The sequence below is a fragment of the Nocardioides ureilyticus genome (assembly GCF_051280745.1).
Classification (GTDB): domain Bacteria; phylum Actinomycetota; class Actinomycetes; order Propionibacteriales; family Nocardioidaceae; genus Nocardioides.
The window spans coordinates 30413-50783 of the sequence record NZ_JBNCOG010000012.1; the positions used below are offsets into that span (position 1 = coordinate 30413).

General features: G+C 73.9%; 21 protein-coding genes. 13 read left to right on the forward strand and 8 right to left on the reverse strand.

Features of this window, described 5'->3' with window-relative positions:
- Positions 1-235: 235 nt before the first annotated feature.
- The 6 genes from ACSMHG_RS08660 to ACSMHG_RS08685 are packed head-to-tail and all read left to right on the forward strand — an operon-like array spanning position 236 to position 6019.
- On the forward strand, positions 236-1294 hold the full coding sequence (locus ACSMHG_RS08660; protein WP_435743735.1) for an NAD-dependent epimerase/dehydratase family protein: 1059 nt from the start codon (positions 236-238) through the stop codon (positions 1292-1294).
- A gap of 11 nt (positions 1295-1305) precedes the next feature.
- Positions 1306-2148 (forward strand): UbiA family prenyltransferase, encoded by an 843-nt coding sequence (locus ACSMHG_RS08665; protein WP_435743737.1) that lies wholly within the window; start codon positions 1306-1308, stop codon positions 2146-2148.
- Positions 2145-3308 (forward strand): NAD(P)/FAD-dependent oxidoreductase, encoded by a 1164-nt coding sequence (locus ACSMHG_RS08670; protein ID WP_435743739.1) that lies wholly within the window; start codon positions 2145-2147, stop codon positions 3306-3308. The genes ACSMHG_RS08665 and ACSMHG_RS08670 overlap by 4 nt, the downstream gene beginning before the upstream one ends.
- Positions 3305-4423 carry a type III polyketide synthase gene (locus ACSMHG_RS08675; RefSeq protein WP_435743741.1) on the forward strand — a complete coding sequence of 373 codons (1119 nt, stop codon included), beginning with the start codon at positions 3305-3307 and terminating at the stop codon, positions 4421-4423. Before ACSMHG_RS08670 ends, ACSMHG_RS08675 begins: the two co-directional genes overlap by 4 nt.
- Entirely contained in the window at positions 4420-4953 is a 534-nt protein-coding gene (locus tag ACSMHG_RS08680) for an isoprenylcysteine carboxyl methyltransferase family protein (RefSeq protein WP_435743743.1), read from the forward strand. Before ACSMHG_RS08675 ends, ACSMHG_RS08680 begins: the two co-directional genes overlap by 4 nt.
- Before the next feature lie 10 nt (positions 4954-4963).
- A complete protein-coding gene (locus ACSMHG_RS08685; RefSeq protein WP_435743745.1) occupies positions 4964-6019 on the forward strand; it encodes an NAD(P)/FAD-dependent oxidoreductase in 1056 nt (351 codons plus the stop codon).
- On the opposite strand, the gene def is transcribed toward ACSMHG_RS08685, so the two are convergent.
- The gene (gene def, locus ACSMHG_RS08690; protein WP_435743747.1) at positions 5986-6600 is read right to left on the reverse strand and encodes a peptide deformylase; all 615 of its coding nucleotides are present in this window, start codon (positions 6598-6600) and stop codon (positions 5986-5988) included. The two genes, ACSMHG_RS08685 and def, sit on opposite strands and share 34 nt — an antisense overlap.
- Before the next feature lie 78 nt (positions 6601-6678).
- Here def and ACSMHG_RS08695 point away from each other — a divergent pair, with 78 nt between their 5' ends.
- Both ACSMHG_RS08695 and ACSMHG_RS08700 read left to right on the forward strand, forming a co-directional pair.
- Complete coding sequence (locus ACSMHG_RS08695) at positions 6679-8043, forward strand: acyl-CoA dehydrogenase family protein (RefSeq protein ID WP_435743749.1); 1365 nt, start codon at positions 6679-6681, stop codon at positions 8041-8043.
- Complete coding sequence (locus ACSMHG_RS08700) at positions 8043-9257, forward strand: acyl-CoA dehydrogenase family protein (RefSeq protein ID WP_435743751.1); 1215 nt, start codon at positions 8043-8045, stop codon at positions 9255-9257. Before ACSMHG_RS08695 ends, ACSMHG_RS08700 begins: the two co-directional genes overlap by 1 nt.
- A gap of 82 nt (positions 9258-9339) precedes the next feature.
- Here the strand turns inward: ACSMHG_RS08700 and ACSMHG_RS08705 are convergent, their stop codons facing one another.
- Together ACSMHG_RS08705 and ACSMHG_RS08710 are read right to left on the reverse strand one after the other, a co-directional pair.
- Positions 9340-10245, reverse strand: coding sequence for a hypothetical protein (locus tag ACSMHG_RS08705; protein ID WP_435743753.1), 906 nt, complete (start codon positions 10243-10245; stop codon positions 9340-9342).
- A 156-nt stretch (positions 10246-10401) separates the two neighbouring features.
- Entirely contained in the window at positions 10402-10689 is a 288-nt protein-coding gene (locus ACSMHG_RS08710) for a YiaA/YiaB family inner membrane protein (protein ID WP_435743755.1), read from the reverse strand.
- Between the two features lie 95 nt (positions 10690-10784).
- Between ACSMHG_RS08710 and ACSMHG_RS08715 the strand changes: the two genes are divergently transcribed.
- Positions 10785-10907, forward strand: a complete 123-nt coding sequence (locus ACSMHG_RS08715; protein ID WP_435743757.1) for a hypothetical protein — start codon at positions 10785-10787, stop codon at positions 10905-10907.
- Positions 10904-12217 (forward strand): DUF2252 domain-containing protein, encoded by a 1314-nt coding sequence (locus ACSMHG_RS08720; protein WP_435743759.1) that lies wholly within the window; start codon positions 10904-10906, stop codon positions 12215-12217. The genes ACSMHG_RS08715 and ACSMHG_RS08720 overlap by 4 nt, the downstream gene beginning before the upstream one ends.
- On the opposite strand, the gene ACSMHG_RS08725 is transcribed toward ACSMHG_RS08720, so the two are convergent.
- On the reverse strand, positions 12214-12825 hold the full coding sequence (locus ACSMHG_RS08725) for a TetR/AcrR family transcriptional regulator (RefSeq protein WP_435743761.1): 612 nt from the start codon (positions 12823-12825) through the stop codon (positions 12214-12216). The two genes, ACSMHG_RS08720 and ACSMHG_RS08725, sit on opposite strands and share 4 nt — an antisense overlap.
- Positions 12826-12889: 64 nt before the next feature.
- Here ACSMHG_RS08725 and ACSMHG_RS08730 point away from each other — a divergent pair, with 64 nt between their 5' ends.
- On the forward strand, positions 12890-14113 hold the full coding sequence (locus tag ACSMHG_RS08730; protein ID WP_435743763.1) for an MFS transporter: 1224 nt from the start codon (positions 12890-12892) through the stop codon (positions 14111-14113).
- Here the strand turns inward: ACSMHG_RS08730 and galK are convergent.
- Positions 14055-15224 (reverse strand): galactokinase, encoded by a 1170-nt coding sequence (gene galK / locus ACSMHG_RS08735; protein ID WP_435743765.1) that lies wholly within the window; start codon positions 15222-15224, stop codon positions 14055-14057. The two genes, ACSMHG_RS08730 and galK, sit on opposite strands and share 59 nt — an antisense overlap.
- A gap of 41 nt (positions 15225-15265) precedes the next feature.
- Between galK and ACSMHG_RS08740 the strand changes: the two genes are divergently transcribed.
- Positions 15266-16702 (forward strand): GuaB1 family IMP dehydrogenase-related protein, encoded by a 1437-nt coding sequence (locus ACSMHG_RS08740; protein ID WP_435743767.1) that lies wholly within the window; start codon positions 15266-15268, stop codon positions 16700-16702.
- Positions 16703-16708: 6 nt separating this feature from the next.
- On the opposite strand, the gene ACSMHG_RS08745 is transcribed toward ACSMHG_RS08740, so the two are convergent.
- The 3 genes from ACSMHG_RS08745 to ACSMHG_RS08755 form a co-directional block, all read right to left on the reverse strand.
- Positions 16709-18523, reverse strand: coding sequence for a BCCT family transporter (locus ACSMHG_RS08745; protein WP_435743769.1), 1815 nt, complete (start codon positions 18521-18523; stop codon positions 16709-16711).
- A gap of 80 nt (positions 18524-18603) precedes the next feature.
- A complete protein-coding gene (locus tag ACSMHG_RS08750; RefSeq protein ID WP_435743771.1) occupies positions 18604-19191 on the reverse strand; it encodes a LysR family substrate-binding domain-containing protein in 588 nt (195 codons plus the stop codon).
- A gap of 26 nt (positions 19192-19217) precedes the next feature.
- The gene (locus tag ACSMHG_RS08755) at positions 19218-19766 is read right to left on the reverse strand and encodes a type 1 glutamine amidotransferase domain-containing protein (protein WP_435743773.1); all 549 of its coding nucleotides are present in this window, start codon (positions 19764-19766) and stop codon (positions 19218-19220) included.
- 196 nt (positions 19767-19962) lie between these two features.
- Here ACSMHG_RS08755 and ACSMHG_RS08760 point away from each other — a divergent pair, with 196 nt between their 5' ends.
- Positions 19963-20370, forward strand: a complete 408-nt coding sequence (locus ACSMHG_RS08760; protein WP_435743775.1) for an ATP-binding protein — start codon at positions 19963-19965, stop codon at positions 20368-20370.
- Position 20371 lies beyond the last annotated feature (1 nt).

The following is a 20371-nucleotide window of genomic DNA, read 5'->3' on the forward strand; positions in this document are numbered from 1 at the left end:
CGAGAGGGGTACCCGCCGTCGCGGACCGACAGTCGGGTCCCCGGTGTGACGTCAGACCTCCGCCTCGAAGACGAGCGGACGACGCGCACGCCCGGCTCGGCCCGGGCCCGGAGCGCCAGGACGGCGGCGTGGCCGTGCCCGCGGCGGCGCAACGCCGGTCGATCCGGTAGCCCACTCCGGAAGGTGTCGCCCACGCGCGCGTGTAGCCACTCCGGTGACCGGGCACCGAGCGGCCATGCGCATCGTGGTGACCGGGGCGACCGGGAACATCGGCTCCGCCGTCGTACGACGCCTCCGGGCGGACGGCACGCACGACCTCGTCGGGCTCGCCCGTCGCCTGCCCACGGGGGAGGACGGCGTCACCTGGCACTCGGTCGACCTGAGCACCGACGCGTGCCACGACACGCTGGTCGAGGCCTTCACCGGGGCCGACGCCGTCGTCCACCTCGCCTGGGGGTTCCAGCCCTCCCACGACCTCACCTACCTGGCGGAGCTCGGCATCGGCGGCACCCGTCGCGTGCTCCAGGCGATCTCCGAGACCGGCGTGCCGCACCTGGTCCACATGTCCTCGGTGGGTGCGTACTCGCCGAAGCACGACGACCGTCCCGTGGACGAGTCGTGGCCCACCGAAGGCGTGCCGACCTCTCGCTACAGCCGGCACAAGTCGGCTGCCGAGCGGCTCCTGGACCAGCACGAGGCCTCCGGCGCCGGCACCACGGTCACCCGCCTGCGGCCGGGCATCGTCGGCCAGCGCGCCGCCGGCTCGGCCCTCCTGCGGTACGGCGTGCCGGCGCTCGTGCCGGCTCGCGCCCTCGGTCTGCTGCCGGTCCTGCCGATGGACCGTGGCCTGGTCATCCCGATGGTCCACACCGACGACGTCGCGGAGGCGATCGCCACCGTCCTCCGTCAGCGCGCGGCCGGCGCGTTCAACCTGTCCGCGCCGACGCCGGTCACCTCGCAGGTGATCGCCGACGCCCTCGGGGCGAGGCTGGTGCACGTGCCGAGCCAGGTGGTGCGCGGCGTCATGTCGGCGGCCTGGCACGCCCGCCTGCAGCAGGTCGACACGGGCTGGCTCGACATGGGTTTCGCCCTGCCCACGCTGGACACCACCCGGGCTCGGGTGGAGCTGGGTTGGGCGCCGACGAAGGACGGCCCGGCCGTCTTCGAGGAGGTCGTCGCCGGCATGAAGCACGCCTCGGCCGGCCGCACGCCGGTGCTCCGCCCACGGTCGGTGCCGGGGGCGCTCCTCGACGCGGTCCGCCGCGGCCCGGTCGCCGTCCGGCGGCGCCCGTGACGGTTCCCGCGGTGCCCGCGGCGTCGAGTCCCCGGTCCGGCCAGCAGCCGGGACCGCACCCGGCACTGGCACTGCTGACCGCCGCGCACGGCGGTCCGGCGCTGGCGGTCTCGCTGGTGGCCGCGCTGCTCGCCGTCCGCAGCGACCTCGGGCCGACCGGAGTGCTCGTGGTGACCGGTGCGGTCCTCGCCGGCCAGCTCACCATCGGCTGGGGGAACGACCTGCGGGACCTGCCCCGCGACCGGGCCGTCGGGCGCTCCGACAAGCCGTTGGCCACCGGCGCACTGCCGGTCCGCTGGGTCGTCCGGGCCCTGCTGCTGGCCACCGCCGCGTGCCTGGCCCTCTCCGCGCTCCTCGGCTGGCGAAGCGCGCTCGTCAACATCGTGCTCGGCGCGGGCGCCGGACACGCCTACAACCTCGGCCTCAAGGCGACGCCCTGGTCGTGGCTGCCGTACGCGTGTGCCTTCGGCACGCTGCCGTCGGTCATCACGCTGGCGGCCGCCGACCCGTCCTGGGCCCCGTGGTGGCAGACCGCAGCCGGCGCCGCCCTCGGCGTCGGGGCCCACCTGCTCAACACCCTCCCCGATCTCGCGGACGACGAGCGGACCGGCGTGCGCGGCCTCCCGCACCGCATCGGCCCGCGTCCCTCGCGACTGCTCGCGGTCGTCCTGCTGCTGTCGGCGTCGGTCGTGGCGGTGCTCGGTCCTGCCGGGCAGCCTGCGGCGTGGACCTGGGCCGCCGGAGCGGTGGTCGTCGCGCTCGCCGCCGTGGCCGTGGCGGGCAAGGGGCGGGCGCCGTTCCAGGCCGCGATGGCGATCGCCGTCCTCGACGTCGTGCTCCTGGTCGCGGCATGAGCGCCGACTGGGACCTCGTCGTCGTCGGCGCCGGGCCGGCCGGGACCTCCGCCGCCCTCGGCGCCCTGCACCACGACCCCTCGTTGCGGGTGCTCCTCCTGGACCGAGCCGACTTCCCGCGGGACAAGGCGTGCGGCGACGGCATCGCCCCGCACGCCCTCGACATGCTGGCCGGGATCGGTGTCCGAGGGCTCCTCGACGACCGGGTGCCCGTCCGCCGCCTGCGGCTGAGCCACGGCCCGGCCGCGGTGGAGCGGGCGATGGCCCGTCCGGCGTACGTGGTCCCGAGGACGGTCCTCGACGCCCGGCTGGTCGAGGCTGCGCTCGCCGCCGGCGCGACCTTGCGCCGGCATCGGGTCCGGGAGGTGCGCGCGGGCGGCCAGGACGACCCGGTCGCGGTCGACGACGTCCGGGGAGCGGTCGTGGTCGGCGCCGACGGCGCGCACTCCCAGGTACGGCGGGCGCTCGGCCGTCCGCGTGGACCGGCCGCGCTGGCGGTGCGGGGCTACGCGCCGGTCGCCGACGGCCGCCGCGGCGCCCAGGTCATCCGGCTCGGGACCGAGCACCAACCGTCGTACGCCTGGTCCTTCGACTGCGGCGACGGCACCGCCAACGTCGGGTACGGCGAGCTGCTCCGGGCCGACCGGCCCTCGCCGACGAGGGCGGACCTGCTCGCCCGGCTGGACCGGCTGCTGCCCGGGGCCACCGCCGGCGCCCGGGCCTGGCAGGGGCACCACCTGCCGTTGTCCACCGCGCGGTGGCGCCCGTCCGACGGACGCGTGCTGCTGGCCGGCGACGCGGCGGGCCTCGTGAACCCGCTCACCGGCGAGGGGATCTTCTACGCCGTCGCCACCGGCCTGGCCGCGGGCCGAGCCGCCGCCACGGCGGTCCGCGACGGTCGTCCGCAGATCGCCGGCCGCCGGCATCGTCGCGCCACCCGCGAGGTGCTCCTGCCGCACCTGCGGCACACCGCGGCTGCGGCCCGCCTGAGCCGCAGCTCCCGGGTGCTGACCGCCGGGCTGCACGCCGCGGGGCGCGACCAGCGGGTCTTCGACGACCTCGTCGAGCTCGGCCTCGCCCGTGGCCGACTCACGCCCACGCTCGCGCTCGGCCTCGGCCGGGCCCTGCTCCACCCGTCCCTGACCGAGGAGTCCGCATGACCGCCGCCCCACCCACCGGAACCAGCCGCCCCAGCCGGGTCGTCAGCGTGCGCGGCGTGCTGCCCGAGCACCGCCACCCCCAGGAGGAGATCACCGAGTCGTTCGCGACCTCGATGGTCGAGGGGGCCGTCAACCGCGGGGTGGTCGACCGGTTCCACCGCAACGCCTGCGTCGAGACCCGGCACACCGTGCTGCCGCTGGAGGAGTATCCCCGGCTCGAGGACTTCGGCCAGTCCAACGACGTCTTCATCCGCACCGGCGTGGAGCTCGGCGGACGCGCCGTCGTCGATGCCCTCAAGGCGGTCGGCCTCACGCCCGAGGACGTGGACGTCATCGTGTCCTGCACGGTCACCGGGCTGGCGGTCCCCTCGCTGGAGGCACGGGTCGCCCAGGAGATCGGGCTGCGTCCGGACGTCGTGCGGCTGCCGTTGGTCGGGCTGGGCTGTGTCGCCGGGGCGGCCGGCGTGGCCCGCCTGCACGACCTGCTGCGGGGCCGCCCCGACGGGGTGGCGGTCCTGATGTCGGTCGAGCTCTGCTCGCTCACGCTCCAGCGCGACGACGTCTCAGTGGCGAACCTCGTCGCGAGCGGCCTCTTCGGCGACGGCGCGGCGGCGGTCGTGGCCGTGGGCCCGGACCACCCGCTCGCGCAGGCCACCGACGCCACCCAGCCGGAGGTCCTCGCCTCGCGCAGCCGGATGTACCCCGACTCGGAGCGGACGATGGGCTGGGACGTCGGTGCCGGCGGGCTCAAGATCGTCCTGGACTCCTCCGTCCCGGACCTGGTCCGGCAGTACGTCGGCGACGACGTGGCCGGCTTCCTCTCCGACCACGGCCTCACCTCCGACGACGTCGAGTGGTACGTCGCCCACCCGGGCGGCCCGAAGGTGCTGGAGGCGCTGCAGGACGCCCTGCAGGTCGACCGCCACGCGCTCGGCATGACGTGGGACTCCTTGCGCCGGATCGGCAACCTCTCGTCCTCCTCGGTGCTGCACGTCCTGGCCGACACCCTGGCCGACCGGCCGCCCCGTCCCGGGTCGTACGGGCTGATGCTCGCGATGGGTCCCGGGTTCTGCTCCGAGCTGGTGCTGCTGCGCGCCCCGGAGGCGGCCGCGTGACGCTCGAGGTCCTCTTCACGCTGCTGGTCCTCGCCGTCGGCCTCGAGCGCGTCGCCGAGCTGGTCGTCTCCAACCGGAACGCCGCCTGGAGCCTGGCGCAGGGGGGAGTGGAGTCGGGTCGGGGCCACTACCCCTTCATGGTCGTGCTCCACACCGGGCTGCTGGTGGGGGCGCTCGTCGAGGTCTGGGTCCGCCGTCCGGACCCGCCCTCGGCACTGGCGTGGTCGATGCTCGCGCTGGTCGTCGCCTCGCAGGCGCTGCGCTGGTGGTGCATCTCCACCCTGGGCCGGCAGTGGAACACCCGGGTCATCGTGGTTCCCGGCGCACCGCGGGTGACCGGCGGGCCCTACCGGTTCATCCCGCACCCCAACTACGTGGCGGTCGTCGTGGAGGGGGTCGCGCTGCCGCTCGTCGGTGGCGCCTGGATCACCGCGCTCGTCTTCACCGTCCTCAACGCCGGGCTCCTGGCCACCCGGATCCGCGCGGAGGACGCGGCGCTCGCGAGGCTGACCCGGGGCGCCGCAGCGTGAGGGACCTGGCGTGAGGGACCTGGTCGTCGTCGGCGGGGGACCGGCGGGGCTGGCGACCGCCCTCCACGCCGCCCGGGCCGGGCTCGAGGCGACCGTCCTCGAGCAGCGCTCGGGCACGGTCGACAAGGCGTGCGGCGAGGGGCTGATGCCGGGCGCGGTCGCCGCCCTGGCCGGCCTCGGCGTCGACCCGTCAGGTCACGAGCTCCGGGGCATCCGGTACGTCGCGGGCGCCCGCCGGGTCGAGGCCGACTTCCGCTCCGGTGCCGGCCGCGGCGTGCGTCGCACCACGCTGCACGACGGGTTGCGCCGGGCCGTCGAGGACGCCGGCGTACCCGTGGAGCAGCACGCCGTCCGCGGTGTCGAGCAGTTCGCCGACGGGGTGCTCGTCGGCGGCATCCGCGCCCGCTACGTCGTGGCCGCCGACGGCCTGCACTCGCCGCTGCGGCGCTCCCTCGGGCTCGACCGCCCCCGCGGTCGCCGGCTGCGGCGCGGCCTGCGCCGCCACCACGTCGTGGCGCCGTGGACGGACCACGTCGAGGTGCACTGGGCGCGCGACGCGGAGGCGTACGTGACCCCGGTGGCCGACGACCTCGTCGGCGTCGCGGTGCTGACCACCCGCCGCGGGACCTACGACGACCACCTGGCCGCGTTCCCGGAGCTGCTCGAGCGGCTGGCCGGCGCTCCGGCGGGCGGCCAGGACCGTGGCGCGGGCCCGCTCCGGCAGGAGGCGAGCGCCCGCACCGCCGGCCGGGTGCTGCTGGTCGGCGACGCCGCCGGCTACGTCGACGCGCTGACCGGGGAGGGGATCGCCCTGGCGCTCGCGCAGGCCGGCGCGGCGGTGCAGGCGGTCGCTGCCGAGGACGTGGAGGGCTACGAGCTCGAGTGGCGCCGGCTGACCCGGCGCTACCGCTGGCTCACCCAGGCGCTGCTCGGCGTGAGCAGCGTCCGACCCCTGCGCTCCGCGCTGGTGCCGACCGCAGTGGGGCTGCCGTGGCTGTTCGGTGCGACCGTGGACGCGTTGGCGCGCCCGGCTCACTCCTCGCCGACGGGCCAGTCCGCGGGGTAGTCGGCGGCGGCACGGTCGTGCTGCTTCTGCAGCCGCTTGCGCTGCTTGGTGGGGATCCGGTCGCCGAAGACGGTCCCGTTGGTGTGGTCGGTCTCGTGCTGCAGGCACCGGGCCAGCAGACCGTCGCCGGAGAACGTCACGGGCTCCCCGTCGAGGCCGGTGCCGGTCACCGACGCGACGTCCGGTCGGGCGCACTCCACGAAGGCTCCTGGGAACGACAGGCAGCCCTCCTCGGCCTCCTCCAGGTGGCGCTCCCGCCCCTCGGGGAGGGTGAGGACGGGGTTGCAGACCACACCGACCGTGCGCTCGCCCGAGGCGTCGGGACAGTCGAAGACGAAGACCGCGGCGTCGACGCCGATCTGGCAGGCAGCCAGGCCGACGCCGTCCGCGGCGTACATCGTGGCGACCATGTCGGCGACCAGGGCCCGCAGGTCGGCGTCGTAGGAGGAGATCCGCTGCTGGGGGCGGTGCATGACCGGCGTGCCCCACCGGGTCACCGGGCGGACCGTGCCGCCGGTGGGCAGCGGGCCGTGGGGAGCGTGCTCGGGCGGCTCGGGAGGCGGCTCGGGGGAGTCGGACATGGAGGCGATCCTACGGGTGTGACCCGGCCCACCCGGACTGCTGTAGCCCGGTGTGTAACTCACAGTTACATTACTTCCATGTCCCTGTTCCAGACCTTGAGGCCCGGCGGCAAGCACGGGCTGTCCTCCCAGGAATCGCGAGACCCGATCGGCTATGCCGTGGCGGCGCTCAACAAGGTCGCCCAGAGCGACCTGATCGACCGGCTCGGCCTGCGCAAGTCGACCGAGCAGGTCGTCTTCACGGCCACCCGGAACGGCTTCAAGACCGTCACCACGGCGAGCCGGCAGTTCCAGAAGTCGGGGAAGCGCGGTGAGCCGGGCGTCCGCGTCCCGGCCGCGCCCCGGACCGGTGTCTTCGACCTCACCCCCACCGAGGACGAGCAGATGCTCGTCGACGTGGTGAGCGAGCTGGCCGACGAGGTCGTCCGTCCCGCTGCGGCGGGCGCCGACGAGTCCTGCTCGGTGCCCGACGACGTCAAGGCCGCCGTCGGCGAGGTGGGCCTGCCGCTGCTGGGAGTTCCCGAGTCCCTGGGCGGCATCTCGGAGGAGCGCTCCGCCATGGCGGGCACCCTCGTCGCCGAGGCCCTCGCCAAGGGCGACATGGGGCTGGCCGTCGCGACCCTGGCGCCCGGCGCCGTCGCCACGGCGATCGGGCTGTGGGGCACCGACGCGCAGCAGCAGACCTACCTCCCGGCGTTCTCCGGCGACGACAGCCCCGCAGCGGCCCTGGCGCTCAACGAGCCGAGCGTGCTCTTCGACGTCCTCTCGCCCCGCACCACGGCGACCCGCCAGGGCGACTCCTACGTGCTGAACGGCACGAAGTCCCTGGTGCCGCTGGGTGCCGAGGCCGAGCTCTTCGTGGTCGGGGCGTCCCTCGACGGCACCCCGGTGCTCTTCCTCGTCGAGTCCTCGACCCCCGGCCTGACGGTCGAGGGCGACCCGGGCATGGGCGTCCGCGCAGCCGGGCTCACCCGCCTGACGCTGGCCGACGTCACGGTGCCCGCCGATGCCGTGCTCGGTGCCGCCGACGGCAGCACGTACGCGGAGTGCGTGCGCCTGTCCCGCCTCGCCTGGTGTGCCCTCGCGGTCGGCACCGGCCAGGCCGTGCTCGACTACGTGACCCCGTACGTCAAGGAGCGTGAGGCGTTCGGCGAGCCGATCGCCCACCGCCAGTCGGTGGCCTTCATGGTCGCCAACATCGCGATCGAGCTGCAGGCCATGCGCCTGCTCACCTACAAGGCGGCCTCGCGCGCCGCCGCCGGCAAGGACTTCACCCGTGAGGTGGCCCTCGCCCGCAAGCTCTGCGCGGACAAGGGCATGCAGATCGGCCTCGACGGCGTCCAGCTGCTCGGGGGCCACGGCTTCGTCAAGGAGCACCCGGTGGAACGGTGGTACCGCGACCTGCGGGCCGTCGGAGTGATGGAAGGGAGCGTGCTGGTCTGATGCCGATCAACCTCGAGGACCCGAAGAAGTTCCGCCCGCTGGTCGGGCAGGCGCACCAGGTCGCGATGAACATGCTGCGGCCGATCTCGCGCAAGTACGACCGCGCCGAGCACGCGTACCCCAAGGAGCTCGACATGCTCGCCGCGATGATCGACGGGCTCTCGGAGTCCGGCGCGAGCGAGGGCGCGGGCGCCGCGGGCGTGCGCCGCGACGAGAAGGAGACCGAGACCGGCGTCAAGAACGGCGCCAACCTCGCCTCCGTCATGTCGATCGCCGAGATGTGCTGGGGCGACGTGGGCCTGCTGCTGTCGATGCCGCGCCAGGGGCTCGGCAACTCCGCGATCGCCTCGGTCGCTGACGACGAGCAGCTCGAGCGGTTCGCCGGCGTGTGGGCCGGCATGGCGATCACCGAGCCCGGCACCGGCTCGGACTCGGCGAACATCAAGACCACCGCCGTCCTGGACGGGGACGAGTACGTCCTCAACGGCGAGAAGATCTACGTCACCGCCGGTGACCGAGCCGACCACATCGTGGTGTGGGCGACCCTCGACCGGTCGCTCGGCCGGGCGGCGATCAAGTCGTTCGTCGTGCCGAAGGGCACCCCGGGCATGCGGGTGGACCGGCTCGAGCACAAGCTCGGGATCCGGGCTTCCGACACGGCGACGATCATCTTCGAGGACTGCCGGGTGCCGAAGGAGAACCTGCTCGGCTCCCCGGAGATCGACCCCAAGCAGGGCTTCGCCGGCGCGATGGCGACCTTCGACAACACCCGCCCGCTGGTGGCGGCGATGGCCGTGGGTTGCGCCCGGGCCGCTCTCGACCTCACCCGGGACCTCCTCGCGGAGGCCGGCGTGACGGTGGACTACGACCGCCCGGCGCACCTGCAGTCGGCGGCCGCAGCGAAGTTCCTGCAGATGGAGGCCGACTGGGAGGCCGCCCACCTGCTCATGCTCCAGGCCGCGTGGATGGCCGACAACCGCAAGCCGAACTCCCTCGAGGCTTCGATGGCCAAGGCGAAGGCGGGCCGCGTCGGGTCCGACATCACCCTCTCGTGCGTCGAGCTGTGCGGGTCGGTGGGCTACAGCGAGGCGGAGCTGCTGGAGAAGTGGGCGCGCGACTCGAAGATCCTCGACATCTTCGAAGGCACCCAGCAGATCCAGCAGCTGATCATCGCCCGCCGGGTCCTCGGGCTGACCAGCGCCGAGCTGAAGTAGGCCAGGCGGCCCCTCGGGCGGGAGACAGACGGCCCCGCGGACCATTCGGTCCGCGGGGCCGTCTGCGTCGTACGGGGGAGCGTCAGCCCCTGTCGGGGTCGCTCGCCTTGCCCAGCGTGTCGGCCTCGCTGGCGACCGCCTTGGTGGTCGAGGGGTCCACGAGCGGCTCGGTGCCGACCTGCTGGAGGTCGTGGTCGGTCGTGTCGGGGTTGGTCGACACGTCGGCGCCACGGGTGCCCACGGGGGTGATCGTCTCGGTGCCGGCTCCCGCAGCGAGCTCGGCGGCCGACAGCGGCGCCTTGCGGGGCGGGATCTTGCCCGACGGCGTCGACTTCTTGGCCGGCGACTTCTTCGCGGGTGCCTTCTTGGCGGGCGCCTTGGCGGCCGTGGCCTTCTTGGCGGCCGACTTCTTCGCCGGCGACTTCTTGGCCGGAGCCTTCGCGACGGCCTTCGCCACGTCGGCCGGGGTCACGTCCACGTCGGTGCTGTCGGCGGCCGCGTCGATGGGGCTCTCGGGCGCCTTCTTCGCCGGGGTCTTCTGCGCGGGCGTCTTCTTGCCGGTCGCCCTCTTGGTCGCGGCCTTGGCCACCGATCCCTTGCCGGCCGGGGCCCGGGTCGAGGCCTTCTTGACGACCTCGGTCGCGACGTCCTGGACCGGGGGCTTGACCGGGTCGCCGTGCTCCTTCGCGGTCTTCTTCGTCGCCGGGGCCGGGTTGGCCCGCGTGCTGGGCGCGGGGACGGGATCGGACCCACCCTGGGAGCCCGCACCCGACGTGTCCTCGGCGGACCGCTTGCGACCGGGCACCAGGCCGGTCACGGCGCCGAAGACCTCACCGGTGACCTGGCCGGCAACCGCCCGGCCCAGCCCGACCGTGCCCTTCGCCTGGCCGACGGCCTGGCCGACCGCCTTCTGACCGGACCCGATCGGGTCCTTGATCGTGTCGAGGGCGGCGTCTCTGATCTTCCCGAGGGGGCTCTTGCGGGCCACGGCGTCGGTCCTTCCGTCGGTCGAGTGTGCGGCGAGTCAAGCAGGTGCCACCAGGGCACCGTTCTGCTGCCCGTACCCCGGACGGCGCCCGGCCAACACGCGGGCGCCGGTGACCTCGCCCTCACCCCGGCGCCACCCACCGGGCGCCGATCCGGCTCAGGAGACGGCGCGGAACGGGTCGTGCTCGGCGAGGATCTTCTCCACCCGCGCCTGGTCGATCCGCGCGACGACGTGCTGGCTCTCGTGGGCGTCGCGGACCACCTTGGCCAGCGTGAAGGCCGAGGTCGTGAGGTAGAGCGTGGTGATGGCGAAGAACGCGCGGATCCACGGGTCCACGGGCACGTACAGCAGGGCGTAGAGCATGGCGACCAGGGCGACGGCGAAGGAGAGGCCGGCCTGGGCGTAGAAGGCGGTGGTCGTCTTGGTGTGGTTGTTGGTCTCCATGTCCCCGAGCCTCCCGCGACCCGCGCCCGCACGGCACCGCACGGATGCCCGGTCCGGGCTGAGTACGGGTGCTCGGTCCCGGTCACCTGGTCGTCGTGAACCGCTACGCCGACTCGGCCTCCCGTCGCAGGCCCCGGGTGCTGCGCGACGTCCTGTTCCTGGCCGACCTCGAGCCGGCCGCGCACGGCACCGTCACCGGGGTGGGGAAGGGCCGATGAGCAAGGACGCGGACCGGACCGACCTGATCGTCTCCACGCTGGCCGACGCCTTCGCGCCGCTCATGGAGGCCAGCCCCACGGCGTTCCGTGGTAAGTACCGCACGATGGCGTCGGACCCGCACGCCTTCTACCGGGGCAGTGCCTGCGTGTTCTACGCGGACGTCACCTCGGCCGACGACCCCTGGGTCGACGAGCGCTCGGGCCGGATCTGGGTCCACGGCGACCTTCACGTCGAGAACTTCGGGACCTACCTGGACTCCGACGGCCGCCTCGTCTTCGACGTCAACGACTTCGACGAGGCCTACGTCGGCCGGTTCACCTGGGACCTCCAGCGCTTCGCCGGTTCCCTCGCCCTCGTCGGCTGGCAGAAGGCGTTCCCCGAGGCGGACGTACGTGACCTGATCCGGCGTTACCTGGCCGGCTACCTCGACCAGGTGGACGCCTACCGCAGCACCGCCGACGACGAGGGGTTCGCGCTCCACCTCGACAACACCGACGGGCCCGTGCACGCCGCGCTCGTCGACGCGCGACGGCAACGCCGTGCCGACCTCCTCGATGCGCTGACCATCCGGGCCGACGGCGTCCGACGGTTCCGCGACGGCGACACGGTCCGGCGGCTCCCCGTCCGCGAGCAGGCGGCCGTGGTGACGGCCTACGAGCGGTACCTGGACACCATCCCCGAGGAGAAGCGCTCGTCGCGACGGCTGTTCTACGAGCTCCACGACGTGGTCGGCAAGTCCGGGTTCGGCATCGGCTCGGCGGGGCTGCCGGCGTACAACCTGCTGATCGAGGGCGCCAGCCAGGCGCTCGACAACGACGTGGTGCTCTCCATGAAGCAGGCCAACGTGCCCGCGGCCAGCCGCTTCGTCGACGACGCCGCGATCGGGGAGTACTTCCGGCACGAGGGGCACCGGACCGTGGCGAGCCAGCGGGCGTTGCAGGCGCACACTGACCCGCTGCTCGGCTGGACCGACATCGACGGCGTGGGGTTCGTCGTCGCCGAGCTCTCCCCGTACGAGGTGGATCTCGACTGGGCGCCCCTCACCGAGCCGGACCAGGTCAGGGACGTCGTCGGCCTGCTCGGCCGGGCGACGGCCAAGATCCACTGCGCCTCCGACGAGGACAGCGACCAGGACCTCGTGGACTTCCAGGTCGAGGAGGCGATCGCGACCTCGCTCGAGGGCCGGCGCGAGGAGTTCACCGAGTGGGTCGTCGACTTCGGGGTGCAGTACGCCGACCGGGTGCGCGCCGACCACGCGCTGTTCGTCAACGCCTTCCGCGAGGGCCGGGTCGGCGTGTCCTCCACCTAGCCGCGCCCGGCTGGCCCGGAGGGCGTCGCGGTCCGGGATGACTCGACCACGCGCCCCGCGGCTCGGCGGGCGTGGGCGACCGGGTCCCGCGGCGCGCCGCGGAGCAGGCTGCTGAGGGCGCCGTTGTAGAGGACGAGCAGCATGTCGGCGACCGCGTGGGGGTCCTGGCAACCCGCGTCGGCGGCGAGGCTCCGCAGCCGGTCGCTGACCAGCCGGGTGTCCTGCTCGATGAGCGCGAAGACCGGGTCGGCCTCCGCGTCCTCCGGCCGCGGCCGCTCCGACGCGGTGGCGAGGAAGCAGCACCACTGGGTCTTCCCTGCGGCTGCGCGGAAGCTCACGACCGCGTCGAAGATCGAGAGCAACCGGTCGTCGGGGGAGCCGGCGGCGGCGACCGCCTCGTCCCAGTGACGACCCCAGTCGCGGAGCCGCCGGGCGAGCACCTCGCGCAGGAGGTTGTCCTTGGAGCCGAAGTGCTTGTACAGGGTCACGATGGCGACCCCGGCGGCCGACGCCACCTTGTCGACGCCCGTGACCGCGATGCCCTCCTGGAAGAAGAGTCCCTCGGCCGCGTCCAGGATCCGGGTCCGGGTGTCGGAGGGCTTCGCCATCTCGCCAGTGTAACGTTCGTTCTATGCATAACGGGCGTTATATCGCTGGCGGACGAAGCGCGTGGTGACCGTCGAGGCCGGCGCCCGGTCCGAGCGGTCCGGCGTGCTGACGGCGGTCGCCGGCATGCTGCTGATCGCCGCGACCTACGGCATGGCGCGGTTCGGCGTGGGTCTCTTCGCGCCGGCCCTGGCCGCGGAGCGGCCGCAGCTCGTCGAGGTCCTCGGCTGGGCAGCAGGCGCGCAGTTCGCGTCGTACTGCGTGGCGGCCGTGGCAGCCGGACGCTTCGTCGACCGACGACCGCGGTGGGGGCTGGCCCTCGCCGGCACCACCGCGACAGCCGGGTGCCTGGGCGTCGCGTTCGCCACCCACCCGGCGACCTTCGTGGTCGCGGTGGTCGTCGGCGGTGCGGGAGGCGGCTTCGCCTCGCCCGCCGTCGTCCGCCTGGTCGACGCCGTCGTGGGGCCGGGGCTCGCCGCGACCGCGCAGTCGCTGGCCAACGCGGGGACCGCGGTGGGAGTGATCGGGTCCGGGCTGGTGGCGGCCAGCGGCGCCGGTGTGGTCTCGGCCTGGCTGCTCCTGGGCTCGGTCTGCGCCGCCGCGACCGCAGCGGCGTGGTTCCCGGCGCGAGGCGGTGCGCTCGGCTGTGGTGGCGCCCCGGTGGCCACACCGGAGGAAGGGCACCGCGGGGCTGGCGAGGTGTGGCGAGCCCTGGCGCTCCCCGCCGGCGCTGCGTTCGTCGCCGGCGCGGGCTCGTCCTTCACGTGGACCTTCGGGCCGCTGGTCGTCAGCGAGGCAGGGGCCGTCACCACCGATCGTGTGGGCTGGCTCTGGATCGCCCTCGGCGCCGGCGGTCTCCTCGGCACCTTCACCGGGGGCCTCGTGGAGCGCGCCGGTCGACGCGGCGGGTGGTGCACCTGCGCCGCCGTCCTGGCGCTCGCGAGCGCCGGGGTGGCGTGCGCCGTCGTCACCACCTCGGCATGGGTCGCCCATGCCAGCATGGCGCTCTTCGGCGCCGGCTACATGGGCCTCTCCGCCGTGCTGATCCTGTGGGCCCGCGGCACCGCGCCGGGGACGGCCGGCGGCGGCACCGCCGCACTCCTCGTCGCCCTGGCCACCGGGCAGGCGGCGGGATCGGTCGGGTTCGGAGCGGCAGGAGACGCCGCGGGCCCGGTGCTCGAGGCGACCGTGGCGGCGGGCCTGTGCGTGGTGGGCGGGCTGGTGGTCCTGGTCAGCCCACCAGGCCGGCGCCCGCGGACGGCTCGGCTCGCAGGTGCGCGGGGGCGGTGAACCCCCGCAGGGCGAACTCCGTGTCGATCGCACGCATGACCGCCTCCACCCGCTCGTCCGGCACGACCGCCACCGACGAGCCGCCGAAGCCCCCGCCCGTCATCCGGGCACCGACGGCCCCCGACTCGATCGCCACGGCCACCGCCGCGTCGAGCTCCTCGCAGGAGATCTCAAAGTCGTCGCGCATCGAGGCGTGCGAGAGCGCCAGCAGGCGGGCCAGCTCCTCCCGGTCCCCGGCGACCAGGGCGTCTGCGACCGGCTGGACCCGCGCGGTCTCGGTGACGACGTGGCGGGCTCGGCGACGCACACGGTCGTCGCGGATCCGCTCGACCTGTTCCAGGCTCGCCGCACGCAGGGACGGCAGGCGGAGCTCGGCAGCGGCCGCCTCGCAGTCGGCGCGGCGCTCGCCGTACCCGCCGTCGGTGAGCTCGTGCTGCACGCGGGTGTCGGTCACCAGCAGGGTCAGCGCCGGCAGTGGCAACGGGACCGGACGGGACTCGTCGGTGTCGAAGTCGATCAGGAGCGCGGAGCCGTCCTCGGCCAGCATCGCCACGGCCTGGTCCATGCCACCCGTCGGCGCGCCGGCGACCTCGCCCTCCGCGCGGATGCAGGCCTGGACCACCCGCGCCCGGGTGTCGTCGTCGAGCGTCACGCCGGCCACCGCGAGGGCCGCGACCGCGACCGAGCACTCCAGCGCCGCGGAGCTGGAGAGGCCGGCCCCCAGCGGCACCGACCCGTCGACCAGGAGGTCCATCCCGGGCAGGTCGAAGCCCGCCTCGGTGAGGGACCACAGCACCCCTGCGGCGTAGGCCGCCCAGCCCTGCGGACCTCCGGGGCCGGCCGTGGCGATCGTGCCCTCCCACTCGTCGTCCTGCTGCCGGCTGCCCACCCGGACCCGACCGTCCGCCCGGGGGGCGGCAGCCGCGTACGTCGCGTGGGGCAGCGCGACCGGCAGGACGAGCCCGCGGTTGTAGTCGGTGTGCTCCCCGATGAGGTTCACCCGGCCCGGCGCCCGCCCGACGACGGCCGGCGCCCGGCCGTACCGATCCGCGAAGGCGCTGCGCAGCCGGGTCGCGAAGTGCTGGGGATCGCCGGGGTCCAGGTACGTCACGCGGCCACCCTAGGCACGCCCGCCCCGTAGAGTCGTCCCACGTGCACTTCCTCCACGACACCCCGCCGGCGCACGACCTGACCTACGACGACGTCTTCATGGTCCCGCGGCACTCCGCCGTGGCGAGCCGGTACGACGTCGACCTCACCACCGCTGACGGCACCGGCGCCACCGTGCCGCTCGTGGTGTCCAACATGACCGCCATCTCCGGCCGTCGGATGGCCGAGACGGTGGCCCGCCGGGGCGGCCTCGTCGTGCTGCCCCAGGACATCCCGATCCCCGTCGTGACCGACGTGCTGCGCTGGGTCAAGTCGCGGCACCACGTCTTCGACACCCCGATCGAGCTCACCCGCGACCAGACGGTCGCGGAGGCACTGTCGCTGATCCCCAAGCGCGCGCACCGGGCCGCGGTCGTGGTCGACGAAGGCCGGCCGGTCGGCGTCGTGTCCGCCGCGGACTGCGCCGAGGTGGACCGCTTCGCGCAGGTGCAGCAGGTGATGCGCACCGGGTTCGTCACCGTGCCCGCGACCACCGACCCGCGGGCCGTCTTCGAGGCGCTGGACCAGGCGCGCGAGCAGCTCGCGGTCGCGGTGGACGGCGCCGGCTCCCTCGTCGGAGTGCTGACGCGGACGGGAGCGCTGCGGGCGACGGTCTACGCGCCCGCGGTCGACGCCCGCGGCGGCCTCCGGGTCGCCGCGGCGGTGGGCGTCAACGGCGACGTGGCCGACAAGGCCCGCCGGCTCCTCGACGCGGGCGCCGACTGCCTGGTGGTCGACACCGCCCACGGCCACCAGGACCGGATGCTCGAGGCGCTGGCCGCCGTCCGGGCGCTGGCACCGACCGTCCCGGTCGTGGCCGGCAACGTCGTGGACGCCGACGGCACCCGGGCGCTCGTCGAGGCAGGGGCCAGCATCGTCAAGGTCGGCGTCGGCCCGGGAGCCATGTGCACCACCCGGATGATGACGGGCGTCGGGCGACCACAGTTCTCCGCCGTCCTCGAGTGCGCGGCGGCGGCCCGCGGGATGGGCGCGCACGTGTGGGCGGACGGCGGCGTCCGGCACCCCCGCGACGTCGCCCTCGCCCTGGCCGCCGGCGCGTCGAGCGTGATGGTCGGCTCCTGGTTCGCCGGCACCCACGAGTCGCCCGGCGACCTCGTCGAGGACCCGTCCGGCCGCTCCTACAAGGTCTCCTTCGGCATGGCCTCGGCGCGCGCCGTCGCGAACCGCACGGCGACCGAGTCGGCCTTCGACCGGGCCCGCAAGGGGCTCTACGAGGAGGGCATCTCCTGGTCGCGGATGTACCTCGACCCGGCGCGACCCGGGGTCGAGGACCTCATCGACCAGATCTGTGCAGGCGTCCGCTCGGCGTGCACCTACGCCGGCGCGCGCGACCTCGAGGAGCTCCACGACCGAGCGCTGGTCGGCGTCCAGTCGGCCGCCGGCTACCAGGAGGGGCGACCGCTCGCCACCTCCTGGTAGCGCACCTCAGCGCTCGTCGGCCGCCCGCGACACCGGCTGCTCGGTGTCCTGCTCGTCCGGCGCGCGCTCGCTCGTCGGCACCGCCTGCACCGAGAGCGCGAAGTCGTCCCCGTGCTCGGTCACACCGGCGACGACCGCCTGCTCGACCGCGTCGACGGCGTACTGACGGCGCACGACGAGCGGGTCCTGGCGCAGGTCCTTCACCAGGGAGACGGCCAGGCCGATCATCACGATCACGAAGGGCAGCGCGGCGACGATGGTGATCGTCTGCAGGCCGGTGAGCGCCTCGGAGCCGCCGATCAGGAGCATGACCGCCGCGACGGCACCCGTGGCCACACCCCAGAAGATGACCGTCGGGCGCCGCGGCTCGGTCGTGCCACGTTCCGAGAGGGTTCCCATTACGATCGAGGCGGCGTCGGCCCCGGAGACGAAGAAGATGCCCACCAGGGCCATGACGACGATGCCCGTCAGGGTCGCCCACGGGAACTGCTCGAGGGTGGTGAAGAGCTGCGACTCGAGACCGCCGGCGCCGGCGACGTCCACACCGTTGCGCTGGAGGTCGATGGCGGTGCCACCGAAGATCGCGAACCAGACCAGGCTCACGAGGCTGGGGACCAGCAGGACGCCGGTCACGAACTGGCGGATGGTCCGGCCGCGGCTGATCCGGGCGATGAACATGCCGACGAAAGGCGTCCACGAGAGCCACCAGGCCCAGTAGAAGATCGTCCACGACTGCAGCCACTCGGCCGCCTCGGGCCCCCTCGTCCCGGTCCGTGCCGCCATCTCCGGCAGGTCGGCCACGTAGGTGCCGATGGTGGTCGGCAGCAGGTTGAGGATGAAGACCGTCGGGCCCACGACGAAGAGGAAGAGCGCCAGCAGCAGCGCGAGGACCATGTTGATGTTCGACAGGTACTGGATGCCCTTGGCGACACCCGTGACGGCGGACAGCACGAACGCGGCGGTGAGCACCGCGATGATCGCCACGAGCACGGCGTTCCCGACCTCGCCGAGGCCGGCGACGATCTCGAGCCCGCTGCGGATCTGGAGGGCGCCGAGACCGAGGGACGCGGCGGAGCCGAAGAGCGTCGCGAAGATGGCGAGCATGTCGATGACCTTGCCGCCGGCGCCGTGCGCGTGCCGCCCGAGCAGGGGCTCGAAGGCGGCCGAGATCAGCTGGGCGCGCCCCTTGCGGTAGACGCCGTACGCGATGGTCAGCCCGACCACGGCGTAGATCGCCCAGGGGTGGAGCGCCCAGTGGAAGAGCGTCGTGGCCATGGCGGTCTGGGTCGCCTCGGGATTGCCGACCTCACCGGTGCCCGGCGGGGGAGCGGTGAAGAACGTGACCGGCTCGCTGACCCCGTAGAACATCAGGCCGATGCCCATGCCTGCGCTGAACATCATCGCGACCCAGGAGACGGTCCGGAACTCGGGCTCCTCGCCGTCGCGGCCGAGCGGGATGCGACCGAACTTGCCCAGGGCGAGCCAGAGGACGAAGACGACGAAGCCGCTGGCCGTGAGGACGAAGAGCCAGCCGACCGACTCCATCACCCAGTCCAGCGCCGTCCCGGAGGCGCGGTCCAGGGACTCGGTGCTGACGAAGCCCCAGACGAGGAACGCGATGGCGATGGCCGCGGTGACGCCGAAGACGACCCGGTCGACGCCGCGCTGGACCTGCTGATCGTCCGGCACCGCGTCGAGTGCCGGGTGGATGACGTCCACCGGCGGCTGGGCGAGGGCGTCGGTCATCCCACCGTCGGAGCCGGTGGACCCGGCGGCCCCACGGGCGTCGTTGGACTCGGGGGGGCGTTGCTGTGTCGTCACAGTTACCTCACGTACCCGCACGGTGGAGGTCCACACTCCCGCAGCGACGGAAGTCACGGTCCGGCGTGGTGGACCCAGGCTCAGCTGCGGGTGCTGCGCGCGGTGCGGCCGCGGACGATGCCGACGAAGGCCTGGCACTGCTCGTCGTCGCGGTCCACCCGCCACGCGAGGCCGACCGTGGTCGGCTCGAGGTCGCTCACCGGCCGGTACGTGACGTCCTTGCGGTGGTGCAGGCGGGCCACGGACATCGGCATGAGCGCGATCCCCGTGCTGCCCGCCACGACCTCCACGGCCTCCTTCACCGACATCTCCGGCCACGGCAGCTGCGGTACGTCGGGCCGCCAGCCGGACCGGTGGGGGAGCACGAGCTGCTCCTCGGCCAGGTCGGCGAGCTCGACCTCGTCAGCCAGGGTGAGCAGGTGCTCGTTGCTGACCACGACGACCGGCCGCTCGTCGTACAGCGGGATGAGGTGGAGGCCCTCCCGCTCGACCGGCAGCCGCACGAGGCACATGTCGACCTCGCCGTCGCGGACCACCCGTTCCTGCTCGTCCTCGGTGACGGGGACGAGCTGCAGCGGCTCGCGGTGGCGGCGGTCGCGCCAGATGCCCGCCCACTTGTCCGGCGTCGCCCCCGTCACGAAGCCGACGCGGAAGGGGGTGCTGCTCACAGCGGCACCCTAGACCGGTCCCGCGGTCAGGCCGCGGCGACCAGCGCCAGGAGCTCCCGGTTGAACGCCGGGATGTCGTCGGGCTTGCGGCTGGTCACGAGGTTGCCGTCCACCACGACCTCCTCGTCGACCCACGTCCCGCCGGCGTTGCGGAGGTCGGTCCGCAGGCTCGGCCACGAGGTCACCCGGCGCCCCCGGACGACGTCGGCCTCGACGAGGACCCACGGCGCGTGGCAGATGATGGCCGTGGGCTTGCCCGCCTCCACGAACCGCTTCACGAACGACACGGCGGCGTCCGAGGTCCGCAGCAGGTCGCCGTTGGGCGCACCGCCGGGAAGGACGAGGCCGTCGACGTCGGCGACGTCGAGGTCGTCGACCACCTTGTCGACGGTGAAGGTGTCCGCCTTGTCCAGGTGGTGGAAGGCCTGGACCTCACCCGACTCGGTGCTGACCAGGATCGGCGTGCCTCCCGCCTCCTGCACCGCCTTCCAGGGTTCGGTGAGCTCCGCCTGCTCGATGCCCTCGGTGGAGACGAGGAATGCGATGGTCTTGCCGGACAGGTCCTGCTCGGGCACGGGTCTTCCCTCCGTCGGTGCGATCGGTACCCGCCACCGGTGACCGACCGGACGCCTCTCCAACCATCGACCCGGCCCACCGGCTCCGCGCCCACCTGGTGAACACCTGTTTCGGTCCGGCCGGTGTGGGCACGGTGGAGGTGGAGCCGAGCGTGGCAGGTCGCCCGGCACCACGAGCGCACGCGGAGGTAGCGACATGGCAACCCACGTCGGCCAGGAGACCTGCGTGACGATCCACCTGCCGTACGACGAGTCGAGCGTCCGCCGGGCTCGGCACCTGCTCGGCGAGGACCTCCGGGAGGCGGGCATCCGCGCCAGTGTCGTGGAGGACGCCGAGCTCGTGGTCAGCGAGCTGGTGACGAACGGCCTGCTCCACGGTGCGCCCCACCCGGACCGGACCATCCGGGTGTCGTGGTGCCTCGAGCAGGACGCGCTCCGGCTCAGCGTCGTCGACGGCGGTGACGTCGAGACCCTCAAGCCCGTCGCCCTCACCGACCACCGGCTCCAGGGCCGCGGGCTCGCCATCGTCGACCACGTCTGCGACCGCTGGACGGTGGAGCGGGACGACGGCACCCGGGTCACCGCGGAGCTGGCCTACGCCTGAG